At 41.5% G+C, this 12,562-nt stretch carries 8 protein-coding genes and 1 tRNA gene; 4 read left to right on the top strand and 5 right to left on the bottom strand.

The genetic code is table 11. The features are described from left to right. Positions 1-13: 13 nt before the first annotated feature. The gene (locus NSTC731_RS09275; protein WP_445630550.1) at positions 14-601 is read right to left on the bottom strand and encodes a metal-binding protein; all 588 of its coding nucleotides are present in this window, start codon (positions 599-601) and stop codon (positions 14-16) included. A 112-nt stretch (positions 602-713) separates the two neighbouring features. On the opposite strand from NSTC731_RS09275, the gene NSTC731_RS09280 reads away from it, so the two are divergent. Next, positions 714-786, top strand: a tRNA-Val gene (locus tag NSTC731_RS09280). A 141-nt stretch (positions 787-927) separates the two neighbouring features. On the opposite strand, the gene NSTC731_RS09285 is transcribed toward NSTC731_RS09280, so the two are convergent. The 3 genes from NSTC731_RS09285 to NSTC731_RS09295 are packed head-to-tail and all read right to left on the bottom strand — an operon-like array spanning position 928 to position 6,156. Next, positions 928-2,316: a TniQ family protein gene (locus NSTC731_RS09285; protein ID WP_445630551.1), complete on the bottom strand. Its 1,389-nt coding sequence runs from the start codon at positions 2,314-2,316 to the stop codon at positions 928-930. Then, the gene (locus NSTC731_RS09290; RefSeq protein WP_445630552.1) at positions 2,306-3,457 is read right to left on the bottom strand and encodes an ATP-binding protein; all 1,152 of its coding nucleotides are present in this window, start codon (positions 3,455-3,457) and stop codon (positions 2,306-2,308) included. Before NSTC731_RS09290 ends, NSTC731_RS09285 begins: the two co-directional genes overlap by 11 nt. A gap of 2 nt (positions 3,458-3,459) precedes the next feature. Then, positions 3,460-6,156: a TnsA endonuclease N-terminal domain-containing protein gene (locus tag NSTC731_RS09295; protein WP_445630553.1), complete on the bottom strand. Its 2,697-nt coding sequence runs from the start codon at positions 6,154-6,156 to the stop codon at positions 3,460-3,462. Between the two features lie 146 nt (positions 6,157-6,302). Here NSTC731_RS09295 and NSTC731_RS09300 point away from each other — a divergent pair, with 146 nt between their 5' ends. The 3 genes from NSTC731_RS09300 (at position 6,303) to NSTC731_RS09310 (ending at position 8,205) form a co-directional block, all read left to right on the top strand. After that, entirely contained in the window at positions 6,303-6,590 is a 288-nt protein-coding gene (locus NSTC731_RS09300; RefSeq protein ID WP_445630554.1) for a helix-turn-helix domain-containing protein, read from the top strand. Positions 6,591-6,640: 50 nt separating this feature from the next. Continuing rightward, positions 6,641-7,630, top strand: coding sequence for a TniQ family protein (locus NSTC731_RS09305; protein ID WP_445630555.1), 990 nt, complete (start codon positions 6,641-6,643; stop codon positions 7,628-7,630). 206 nt (positions 7,631-7,836) lie between these two features. Further along, positions 7,837-8,205, top strand: a complete 369-nt coding sequence (locus NSTC731_RS09310) for a hypothetical protein (protein ID WP_445630556.1) — start codon at positions 7,837-7,839, stop codon at positions 8,203-8,205. Here the strand turns inward: NSTC731_RS09310 and NSTC731_RS09315 are convergent. Beyond that, the gene (locus NSTC731_RS09315) at positions 8,202-12,446 is read right to left on the bottom strand and encodes a CHAT domain-containing protein (RefSeq protein WP_445630557.1); all 4,245 of its coding nucleotides are present in this window, start codon (positions 12,444-12,446) and stop codon (positions 8,202-8,204) included. The genes NSTC731_RS09310 and NSTC731_RS09315 overlap by 4 nt on opposite strands. Between the last annotated feature and the right edge of the window lie 116 nt (positions 12,447-12,562).

A 12,562-nucleotide genomic window follows, 5' to 3' on the forward strand; every position in this document is an offset into this window, starting at 1 on the left:
GCGTTTAAAAAAATTATTTCTTCACTCTCGCCCGACGACCGCCACTCCTCACTTTCCGCCTCTTAATTTTGCCACTAGGAAGCAACCCCCGAACCCCCTGCTTTTTAAACCGTTTATAAGCTGATCCCCCCCAATCGCTAAGAGAATGACTCATTGCACCGAGTTCTAAACCCAAAAACAAGGCGATATATTCAGTATCGTATTGCACGAGCGATCGCCCCAAAGTTTGTCCCAAATCTTGCCAACTAAAACTCAGATTCCATAACCTTTGAGCGATCGCCAAAACGAAAATTGCCAAAATAGCAAGTAAACACCCCAGATAAAGTATCCGCAAAATCGTGCCAATAATCGGCCCGTGGGATAAAAAAGAACGATGCCGCAGACTTTTTTGATAAGGTAGCCAAATCCAGCGCAAGAAACCCCAGCGTTGGAATTGCACAGAGTAAATATCCAAATCGGGGCCAAACATCAGCCCACCAAAGAGAAACCCGCCTGCAACCAACAAAGTCGCATTGCTACTGCGAGTCTGCCAGAAAGTAACACCCGCCACCAACGGCAGAGCATACATAGTAATGCGATCGTGCGTCCGACCAGAGGGCATCCTAAATCCTGAGTGACTGAATACTGAGTCAGTATAAGAGAAAAAAAGATTTTCTTGAAACTACTAGCGCAATATGAAATGTTTTGCTATATTAGTTAAGGATTAGTCAAACGGGCGGTTAGCTCAGTTGGTAGAGCGCCTGCCTTACAAGCAGGATGTCATCAGTTCGAGTCTGGTACTGCCCATATTTAGAAAGCCGTCAATTTGGCGGTTTTTTTGTGACTTTACCCATAACTTTGCCGCAACGGCAAGCTTATGCTTCCAATAAAGGGTGGCAAGGTTATGGTTCCAGTTATATAAGCTGTCATAGTTTTACATATAACAGCTTACAAACCAAACTCACGTCGTGCATCATTAAAAGCAGCGCGGACTTGTTTATATCTAAAACACCCCGGATTTGGCATTAATTCACAAACGCGACCTTCTGTGGGATACACACCCTGAGCATTAAGGCTAAGGACAATCTCTCTAACTTCGCTGCAAAGTTTTTCTATGCTTTTGAGACGGCAAGCTTTATTGTAATTACGACATTTAGCAGAAATAGCACTACACAAATCTGGAAAGTGTCTAGAAATAGTTCTATTGTGATGACCTAAACGCTTTGCAACTTCTTCCATTGTTGGTGGTGGTTCTTCATTACCTGCAAGTATTGCTAATAAAGCATCTCTTACCTTATGCTGGTCGAAAACTTTTGGAGATACCCTTAGTGTGCGAGGAAGCTGGAGGTACTTCTGCGAGATTTTTGTAAAAGATTTAGTAATCAGATTTTCTGGAGTAAGAAATTCTACCAAAGATATTTCTAATTCGTAACAAATCTTCAGAAGGATATTTAGTTCTGGCAAGGTGTTAGTAGACTGCCACATCCACAAACTGTTTTTTGGCACTCCAATAATACGAGAAAATGCAGCCGCATTATTTTGTGCAACTTTATCAATAACTAAATTTAACGATTTTGTAATGTTTTCTTTTGATGGGGCAGATTCAAAGCATTGAGCAGATGAAATTAGCTCTCCTACAACATTAGCAGCCCAAGACTGACACTCCAACTGTAATTTTATTGATGCTTCACCATCTGTAAATGTATTAAGGCATTGATTTGCGCCTAACCACTCTCCACACTTTGAGCAGTAACCAGGTCTTGAGTGCCAGTTTAATAAAGGTGATTTATGATTGCAGTGAGGGCAAAGATCAACCAAGGGTTTTTGATGCTGAGGGCAAATTGTAATTAGGTTGATTGTCCAAAGCAATTGCTCATAAACTACCTGCCCATTTTGATGCCGCTCTTGATAACAAATTGGACACCAAGCTTTGTTGGTGCGAAATAAATTGCGTGGAGTCAAAATGTTAGACCAAAACAGCATGGTTAAAAAACGCAAGTCATCTCTAAGCGTCAATTTTTGTAACACTTGAACTAAATCTGCTGCCATCTCTCCCATGCCATTTAACGCTTGACTACGATTGAATATTTCACGAAAACCTCGATTAGCTCCATTTTGGAAATATAGTTTATTGACAAGCGGAGCAATTTCTCTAGTCATCAAGACCCCTGGAAGAACTCCATGCAACTCTGCTATCCGTGCAATATAACCTGTTAAACTCTCTATGTAAGGAGTCCCAAGACCTACAGGTTGAGGTTGATAGAGGCGACTACGTTGTGGAATTAATGGCTTTTTAAAATCCCAAGATTCGTATGTTTCTAATACACTAGATAACATCTTGCTGCACTCCGATGGGATCTCTTTTAGGTTTGCGTTTGCCAACCTTTCCTGGCGGACGAGTAGTTTTTGGGGTTTCTTCGGGTAGCACAATTGGTTTTGCGCCAAGTCCTAATGCAGAGCGTAAGTTTTGCACATCTGCTTCTGTTTCAGATAATTGTCGTTCACCCTCTTGAATTTCCTTGAACATTTTCTGACACTGAGCAACCGACAAAGCACGTTTTTGTAAATTTTTGAGAGTGATTGTTGTTGCTTGTCGATCCAAAGCATCATTAAGAACGCGTATCAGCCAATCTTTCAGTGTGCCAACACATCCTAAAGTACGTTCGTAAAAATATTCCCAATGATCAACTAAATTTGGAGTTTCTGCTAGTGGTATATGCTGTTGAAAAGTTAACAACACACTCTTAAAAGCCTGTACATCTTCTGGACTATCAGCACAATAACGGCGGAAATGAATATCAACACTACGACGTGAGAGTTGACCGCTCAAATTACGGAATGTAAGTAGTTCGTATGTTCCTAATAGACAGTGCAAGATGCCTGTCATATTTGCTAAAGATTTGAGACAGTCTAATTGATCTTGTAGCTTGTATCCGCTTGCCACCTTCCCAAAATGTTGTGCTTCATCTACAAAAAATACGTCTGGATGACGATGGATGAGAGCATTTTCTAAAGCTCTGCGTAGAGCAGGTGCAACTACTTTAGACTCAACATTAATTTTGCCAAAATCATTGCGAGAGATACCACGCACACCATAATCAAACTTGTGATCGATTAATGGTTCTTCCAAGGTAATTAAGGCGCGTGTGTAGTATTCTTTCCAGTTGAAGTATCTCGATTCTGGGGCTAGAGCTTCAATACCAACAACAGGAACACGAGCGCGATCGCTTTCCAGTTTAGGTAATGCTAGTTCCTTTAATTTTTGCTCAACTCTTTGCCACAAAGTTGTTTTACCGATACCGCTAGGGCCATAGACAAAGATAAATGATGCTCCTGCGGGTTCGGCAATTGTTCGCATGAGAATTTCATAGACTTCTTTAAGTCGAGGATGCGCTACAGTGTATTGCTTAAAGTAGGCAAGCCTTTCTGTAGTAGGTCGTGTGAGGAGTTCAAGAGGAAATCCATTAAGTCTTGTCATAATTAAAACTCCTCATAAACTACAAGTATTTCTGGGACGATCGCTTCATCTTCATCCGCTTGAGAATCGGTATTGCCAAAAGTAACTTGAATAAGTTTTGGTTGTTCGTTACGGCTTGTTGCCGCTTTTGTGCCCTCAATTACTCTGAAGACTTCCTTAACTTCTGCATCATAGGAACGCTGTTCTAATAGAGCTTCTTGAGCTTCTACCGACGCTAAAAATTCTGCTAAATTCTTAGCCGAAACTTTAGATTGTTGTGTATGATTTGAAGAGCGTTTGCGTAACTCGATACTAGCTAACTTCAGTTCTTTTTCTGAACGGCCTTGGAGTTCTGCATAATATTGAGAGACACACTGTACCCACTGTCCTCGAACAAAGGCGTAAGCGATACCAATATTAAACGGGTCATATCTTATCTGAACAGAGGTATTTTCAATTTGGGGATCGCGGAAACTATTAGACCAGTAGTAGATTGAGTTAATTTTTACACCACGTCCAACTTGAACTTTTGCTTTTCCCTCTGATGTTGTAGGTAGGGTAAGAATCTGAAAGTTTTCATCGTAAGAAATCATGCGGTGAACCCGACTGCCTCCAATCGCCATACCCGCAGCAAACGCATCCCTCGGACTCTGGAAAAGTGCCGGATGTTCGTCTGTATCATAAACTTCGTAAGCCCAAGCACAAAGATATTCATAAAGTAAACCAAGTGTCCATACAGCTAGATTTTTAGGGTTAACTGACTTGGTCACTTGGCGGACATTACGAGTTATTTGTGTATTACCAAGTAAGTTATGGACAAATTGAGTATTGGAAGTTCCAAATAGGCGTTCGCAAACCGAACCAAAACGAGCTTTGGCTGGGGGTCTTTGCTTTTTTGTACATTCAAAAGTAGCTAGTAGTGTTTCAAAATAAACGCTGTGAAACTCTGCACCGTTATCTACCACTACAACTTGGGGAAGCCTGCCGTGACGCTTGACACAAATTCTTAGCACCATTAAGCAAGAACGATATGAGGGTGAGTCAAACGTTAGGTAAACTGCCAGCAATCGCCGTGAATAAGCATCTACGAGAAATGTTGCCCAAGGTCTGCCAAGATTGCGACCTGTATCAGAGCAAACTAGCTCTACATCTAACTGAGTATGATCTATATGTCCAATTTCAAAAGGGCGATCGCCGTGTCTTGGGGTAGTTGTAGTAAGCTCCCAATAGAAGGATTCATGCTGATAGGCGGCACGATGACCTTGGCGTTTTTTAGTCTGTTCGTAACCAGTGCGGCGTTTTACTTCTTTGGTAAATGCTTTATAGCTCGGAGCAATTACACTAGATTGTTCGCAAGCTCGAACTAAAGCCCCGTAAACCTCCAACATTCTTTTTTGCTTAAGAGTTTCATAGTCTTCTAAAATAAACTTCTCCATCTCTTTTAAGGTGTCTTCGGGCAGCTTGCGCTGACGATTACCTTTGACACTGCGATGGGACAAAAGCCCAATGTAGCCGCAACCGTATTTTTGAAGTGCAGTTAGATATTTAGCTTTCCAGTGACGAATGGTACGGGCTGGTACTGTTTCGTTTTCTGGGGGATGTCCGTTTAAATAAGGTTCGATACTTCTGTAGCGTTCAAGAGCTTCTGCTTGGTCTTCTGGACTAGCTTGATAAAATTGCTGCCAAGATTCTGTGCTAATAGCTGTTTTATCTGGTGCTTGGAGACTTGTGATTTTTCCTTGGCGAACCAGATTCTCAAATATAGCTTTTTTGAGTTCAATTAACTGATTATTTTCTGCGCCAAGTATAACCTCTGTTTCTCCTACATGGATGATATTTAAACCTTTGCCGTCCCAACTAACAGGCGTTCCAGTAACAATATTGATTACAGGAGAGATAGCCGGAAGATTTACACTTGGCTGCTCAACCATTAACCTATAGGCACTAGCAGTTTGTTCGTCACGGAAGATTAGACATCTTTCTGGTTCCGCAAGTGGTGTAGCATTTAAATCAAAATAGATTCGCTCTTGAACAATTAAGGTGTAGATATCGTCAGATTTAGCTCCTGTTGACCCATTGAGTAATTCTGCTAAAGTGATTCCTGGTTGAGATGACACAACTGCAAGTAGTGATTGAGCGATCGCTTCTTCCACTACTAGAGATTCTGAGCGATAATAATCTTCTAAAAATTGCAGATTACGTTGCAGAACCCACTTGATTTCCCGATCTGAGCGAATGCGGTAATAAAGCCCAAACTGGTTAGCATAGTCTTCTCCTGGCGGACAATGCCATTGATTATCTTCTTGAGAGTAAAAGTAACGATTGGGGTTTTTCTCTGCTAGTTTTTTCAAATCATGCTCAGTTTTACATTCTTCCCAACCAGCCGAATTGGTTCGGATGACAAAGAAATCTGGGGTGTGTAAAACGCCTAATCTACGTCCATTACTTGCTTGATAGTCAAGTTTAATTTGTGGTGGTTGATCGTAGAATTCTAGAACATCTTGATCGTGTTCTAACTGATAGATAATTGGCAGTTCAACCCGATGAGACTCAAATTGAATCGTGACTCCCATCTTGCGGCTAGGGTAGCGTCCCGAAACATTCTTGCTACCGCCACCAACGCGGCGGGATGGCTCAGATGAGCGAACTTTCTCAATAATTTTTTGCCCTGCCTCGGATATTTGAAGGCGAGCAACCCATTGTTCAAATTGCTCTTTCATATACTCCTTAGTAAGCGCAAAGCGCTTTATTTTATGAATCTATCAAAATAAGACCATAAAGTTAGGAACTTGCTTGCCTGATGCTATACTAATTAACTTTATAACACTTATATTGTGCAAAAATCCACTTATAGTAGATGGATTTAATGGCGATACTGGTTCAGTATTGTTTGGTGACGCAGAAACACTCCAGTATTGAGTACCGCTTTGGCAAAGCGATTAGGCGGCGAAGGCGAGAGTTAGATTTATCCCAAGAAGAACTGGCTGAAAAGTCAGGACTTCATCGCAACTATATCTCAGGAATCGAAACCGGAGAGCGTAACCCTTCGTTAAAAAATATTGTTAAGTTAGCCGCAGCTTTGGAGATATCTGTCTCCGATCTCTTTGTTAATTACGGTATCGAGGTTAAGAGTGAATCGGAAACTAATTCCTGAAATTTGGCTGTTAAAACTAAAATACTAGCCTTTAGGTTAATCCCAGAGGGATGACTATTTACTCAGAAAATTGGAACCTAAAACCTCCAGAAATTCCGCAACGGAGTCGGTTATTTTCTCTTGAACCTGTGGCAGTGGGAACTCCCCATGCAGAAAGTTTTAGTAGCTATCTCCATCGTTTAGCGCAGGCGCATTGTTTAACCTCTCAGAAGCTCGTTATGGGAGAAATTGCGCCACTTATTCTTAAAGATGAGGATAAATCTGAGCTATTGTCAAAAAATCTGAGTCACCTATTGGGAAATAGCGACGCTAAACCGATTATCAACGGAATGCGAGAAATGACAGGAAAGTTAGTTACTGTCTTAGAAGAGTTAACAATGCGTCAGGATTTACGCTTTTTGACCCTTTTAAGCTGGAAAGGAATGATTTATGACAAGGGGTTATTTCGGAACTATCGCGCTTGGTGTCCTTGTTGTTGGGAAGAGTGGATGCAGGAAAACAAAACTATCTATGAACCATTATCATGGTCATTTAAGGATGTGGAACTTTGTTTGATTCACAAACAGCTATTAATAGAAGAATGTCTTCATTGTGGTTCCCGTTTACCTGTGATGGCTAGGCTTTCGCCTGCGGGATTTTGCTCTCGTTGTTACGGGTGGTTAGGACAGGAAATTAAAGGCGAAGAGGAAATAGAGAAATATCGAGTTAATATTCAAGGAATTAGCGAATTAATTGCACTTACTCCCCAATTAGGTTATAAACCCATCCCGATCGAGTTAACCCGAAAATTACAATTGATTTTGTTAGTGTTTGAACAAGCAATTGGAAAGGATGTGAAGTTATTGGGAGATTTAGGAGGAATCATAGAATCGTTGAGGATAGCCTCAACAACAAATCAAAGTCAACCTTATCATTTGGTGAAGTTGATTATTCCTGTGTGCGAGAAGGCGAAGATTAGTATATTCCAGTTGTTTGGGTCAGATTTTAAGGAATTGGGCAAGATATTGTTCGGGAATTTTAGTCTGGAATTAAAGTTATAGAAGCACCAGAAAAATGTGTTAATTAACCAAGTATCTAGGTGAATTTTTCTGGTTGTTGAAAATGGGCGTAGGCGTAGCCCGTCGTAGACATCGCACTCCAAAATTACTTCTACTATTGATATCGTGTCAGCACCACATCTCTAGATTCGGCATTAGATGTATAATTACTCAAGGTTTTTGTGTATTTATTGACTGGTTAAAACTAGATGATTACTGTTACACCAGAGGAAATTACTCAGTTTCGCAGCCAGTTGGCGGATAGTCCAGGGGCTTTAGCAGCTTTGGATACTATAGAAGAGTGTGAAGGCTATTTAGACGATGCAGTTCCACTGCTTGTTATGCGTGAGACTGCACAGCAAGCAGATAAATCGTTAAATGATTTGCTCGAAAGAAGCCGCCAATTCCTCTGTCAGGAGGAAGTTAGACAATTTTTGGAATCTGGATTAATTGCTCCAATTGTAGAACCATTGGCTGTTAGTGCAGGCATTCCTCTAGGTACTGCGACTGCACTAAGTATTTGTGTTTTTAAACTGGGTGCGAAAAAGTTTTGTAAAGTATCGGAACCTGGTGATTAAAGTCCAGAAGCTGTAAATCCAGCCCAGTAGTATGGATTTGCAAAAGGTAGGGGTTGATGTTGCTTGATTAGTTTCAAAGATTCTTGAAATATGATGCGTTGTCCTACTCTTAGTTGAGCAAGGACTTTTTCAATCTGGGTTTTGTGTTCCTCCAGAAATATGTCTAATCCCTCAATAGTCAGATTTCGCAGCCAGTTTTGAGCTTGCTTAAGGGCTATAGCAATATCTCCTGCTTCCAATCGACCGAGTTTGAATAAGTTTTCGTAGAATTTAATCATCAAAAAGCTGCTGGAAAGGTCATCTACTTTCCATAGGGAACTAACGACACTAGGGCTACCTGCTAATAGAAAACCGCTAGGTAAACCAATGTATTCATCGCTGGCATTGTCAAAATCAATTAATCCAGTTTCGCAAGCGGAAAGGGTGACGAGGCGACATTTTTCTAATTTGAGAGCGAAGATTTTATCTAGGGTAAGGCATTTTTCTAACTCGACGGTTTCCCCTATTCGCAAATTCAGGTAACGTTCGGAGTCGGGTTTTGCTGGTGTGTCTGCGACGGGTGCATTCGCCAAAATTAGGGCTGATTTACTGGCGTTTGTTAAGTTAAATTCGCCATGACAGCTAAAGTGGGCGCAGTGGTAATTATTTAAATTAGATTGATTAATTGCTGTCAGTGTCGCGTCTGTTTTTTTCAGGACGTTGGAAGTATTAAAGTAACTTTGAATAACTTCTACTTCTAAATCTGTATAGTTTAAATCACCTGTGGGGTTTTGAATTGCAAACAGGGATTGAAAATCAGGACGTTTGCGCTGTTGCACCTGTTGCAGTAGTTGACAACTGGGTGCATAACTCACACCACCAGCAAATAAATCTAGAAGACAGCGCGAATTTTCAGAATTTTGATTTACTGGAATTGCATGAAGAGGGAATAAATGCAAGAACAAATGGGGAATGAGGATGAGTTGATCGCAGTGCGTCGGTATCTGGTTTAATATTTCATCAATGTGCAGAATTGAGGCTAATTGTTTAAGTTCTTCCCCTAAGTTATTCAGCCATTGGTCTTTTTGCTCGTAGTAATTCTGCAAATATTGAATTATCCAATCAGTCAAAGCTTTTCTATCTTCTGGTTGGGATTGCCAAACTGTTACCTCTCCCTTTTTTGTGACAATAAACGCCAGAATTTTATCATTGAGAATATACCACTCGATAATGGCTGTAAGCTCATCCAAAGAAGGTTGGAATGAGCCAAATTTGAAACCATAACCAATAGGTAAGTATTGGTTTTGCAATTCATTACGCTGGTTTCGCAACTGTTGGAGATGTTGGGCAAGGACTTTTGGATTTTCAGCTTTGCCATTTTGGATTTGATATTGTCCTACGGCTATTTCATCTCTGTATTTTTCTAATTGAGTGAATACTTCTGGAGAGAAAATGTTTTTAGAGTCGCGTTCGAGGATTTGTTCAACTAAATTGCGGGTTTTGCTACGCTCAACATATTCAATCGCTGCCGTGATATTACCTAATTCCAAGCAAACTTCTACCATGCTGCGATAAACTTTGTTAAACTGTTCCGCTTGTTTGCGTTTGCTTTCTTCTCCAGATACTATTTCTTCTCGTAAAGATTCTATAGTGGCAATAGCAGACTCAAAATTATTGTAAGCTTTGGGAAACTGGTTTGTGTTTTGGTAAGCAATCCCCAGTATCCACAAAGTTTCTGTACAATTTTGAGGCAAAGCTTCTCTAGTGTAGACAGTTAAAGCAGCAGTACAAGCCGCGATCGCTTTTTCAATGTTATTTGCCCTGTCTCCTTTAATTCTCTGGATGTACACACCAGCGAGATTATTTTGCGTCATTGCCCAAAATTGAGGCAAAGCTTCTTTGGTGTAGACAGTTAAAGCAGCAGTATAAGCCGCAATCGCTTTTTCGATATTCTCTGCCTTATCTCCTTTGATTCTATACCCGTAAGCACCAGCGAGTTCATTTTGCGTACCTGCCCAATCTTGAGGCAAAGCTTCTCTACTGAAGACAGTTAAAGCACCAGTAGAAGCAGCGATCGCCTGTTCGATGTTATCTGCGTTGTCTCCTTTAATTCTCTCCCTGTAAGCACCAGTGAGATTATTTTGCGTCCTTGCCCAATTTTGAGGTAAAGCTTCTCTGGTTCTGACAGTTAAAGCAGCAGTATAAGCCGCAATCGCATTTTCGATGTTCTCTGCCCTGTCTCCTTTGATTCTACCCCTGTAGGCAATTCCGAGATTATTTTGCGTCATTGCCCAATCTTGAGGCAAAGATTCTCTGGTTCTGACAGTTAAAGCAGCAGTGAAAGCAGCAATCGCATTTTCGATGTTCTCTGCCCTGTCTCCTTTGATTCTATCCTCGTAGGCAAGTCCGAGATTATTTTGCGTTGCTGCCCAATCTTGAGGCAAAGCTTCTCTGGTTCTGACAGTTAAAGCAGCAGTGAAAGCAGCAATCGCATTTTCGATGTTCTCTGCCCTGTCTCCTTTGATTCTATCCTTGTAGGCAGCTCCGAGAATATTTTGAGTTACTGCCCAATCTTTAGGCAAAGCTTCTCTGGTTCTGACAGTTAAAGCAGCAGTAGAAGCAGCAATCGCTTTTTCGATATTCTCTGCCTTGTCTCCTTTAATTCTATACCAGTAAGCACCAGCGAGTTCATTTTGCGTTGTTGCCCATTGTTGAGGCAAAGCTTCTCTGGTGAAGACAGTTAAAGCAGCAGTAGAAGCAGCAATCGCATTTTCGATGTTCTCTGCCCTGTCTCCTTTGATTCTATCCCTGTAGGCAGCTCCGAGAATATTTTGTGTCATTGCCCATTGTTGAGGCAAAGCTTCTCTGGTGAAGACAGTTAAAGCAGCAGTAGAAGCAGCAATCGCATTTTCGATATTCTCTGCCCTGTCTCCTTTGATTCTATCGCTGTAGGCATTTGCGAGAATATTTTGCGTTGTTGCCCATTGTTGAGGCAAAGCTTCTCTGGTGAAGACAGTTAAAGCAGCAGTAGAAGATGCGATCGCATTTTCGATATTCTCTGCCCTGTCTCCTTTGATTCTATCGCTGTAGGCAGCTCCGAGATTATTTTGCGTTGTTGCCCATTGTTGAGGCAAAGCTTCTCTGGTGAAGACAGTTAAAGCAGCAGTAGAAGCAGCAATCGCATTTTCGATATTTTCTGCCCTGTCTCCTTTGATTCTATCGCTGTAGGCAGCAGCGAGATTATTTTGCGTTGTTGCCCAATATTGAGGCAAAGCTTCCCTGGTGTAGACAGTTAAAGCAGCAGTAGAAGCAGCAATCGCATTTTCGATATTCTCTGCCTTGTCTCCTTTAATTCTATCGCTGTAGGCAATTGCGAGATTATTTTGCGTTGCTGCCCATTGTTGAGGCAAAGCTTCCCTGGTTCTGACAGTTAAAGCAGCAGTAGAAGCAGCGATGGCATTTTCGATATTCTCTGCCTTGTCTCCTTTGATTCTCTCCCTGTAGGCATCTGCGAGATTATTTTGCGTTGCTGCCCAATCTTCAGGCAAAGCTTCTCTGGTTCTGACAGTTAAAGCAGCAGTATAAGCAGCGATGGCATTTTCGATATTCTCTGCCTTGTCTCCTTTAATTCTATCGCTGTAGGCAATTGCGAGATTATTTTGCGTTGTTGCCCATTGTTGAGGCAAAGCTTCCCTGGTGTAGACAGTTAACGCGACTTCATAGCCAGTAATGGCAATTTCTATATTGATGGCTTTGCGACCCAAGGGGAATTGCTGAATTAGATTGCTAAATTCATCAATAACTGCTGCTAGGTATTCCGCCTCATCTGCTTTTGCTTCCCCCAGTGTATTTGTCCCCCAACGGCGCAATATTTCTGCTAACACTCCGTCAAGCTTGTCTGTATTCTCTGCCAGCAAGGGGTAAACTACCTGGGAATTACCACTACTGTCGGCGGTTGCTTGTAGTACCTCCATCAATAATTGGTAATATCTCTGTATCTCCTCCTCACTGAGAGATTGCAAATCTAGTTCATTATCTAGATTCAACGCTTCTCCTAGTTGCATTGCCAAACTTTGCAACCAATTCGCTGTATTCTCATCCCCGCGTTGGGAACACATCTGTGATACTTCTTCTAGCGTCTGCACAAAGCCAGCATCAAGTAATTCTTGGTTTGCTGCTAAAATTTCTGGTTCTTCACCACTGGGGGAATCTAACAGGCTGCGAATAAGGTTGAGATAAGCTTGCTGACGCTGTTCTTTCATGGGTAAGGGCGTGAGAAGTAATTTTATGATGAGATAAACTCAACACCAACGCCCTAAATTCCAGAAAAACGTACAATTTCATCACAAATGATGTGTTTCTGACAATGAAAGAACCT

Source organism: Nostoc sp. DSM 114167 (genome assembly GCF_052692655.1).

Excerpts from the sequence above, each read along its gene's own strand:
- NSTC731_RS09290 (WP_445630552.1), bottom strand. The coding sequence starts at position 3,457 with ATGACAAGACTTAATGGATTTCCTCTTGAACTCCTCACACGACCTACT.
- NSTC731_RS09285 (WP_445630551.1), bottom strand. The coding sequence starts at position 2,316 with ATGTTATCTAGTGTATTAGAAACATACGAATCTTGGGATTTTAAAAAG.
- NSTC731_RS09295 (WP_445630553.1), bottom strand. The coding sequence starts at position 6,156 with ATGAAAGAGCAATTTGAACAATGGGTTGCTCGCCTTCAAATATCCGAG.
- NSTC731_RS09300 (WP_445630554.1), top strand. The coding sequence starts at position 6,303 with ATGGCGATACTGGTTCAGTATTGTTTGGTGACGCAGAAACACTCCAGT.
- NSTC731_RS09305 (WP_445630555.1), top strand. The coding sequence starts at position 6,641 with ATGACTATTTACTCAGAAAATTGGAACCTAAAACCTCCAGAAATTCCG.
- NSTC731_RS09275 (WP_445630550.1), bottom strand. The coding sequence starts at position 601 with ATGCCCTCTGGTCGGACGCACGATCGCATTACTATGTATGCTCTGCCG.
- NSTC731_RS09310 (WP_445630556.1), top strand. The coding sequence starts at position 7,837 with ATGATTACTGTTACACCAGAGGAAATTACTCAGTTTCGCAGCCAGTTG.
- NSTC731_RS09315 (WP_445630557.1), bottom strand. The coding sequence starts at position 12,446 with ATGAAAGAACAGCGTCAGCAAGCTTATCTCAACCTTATTCGCAGCCTG.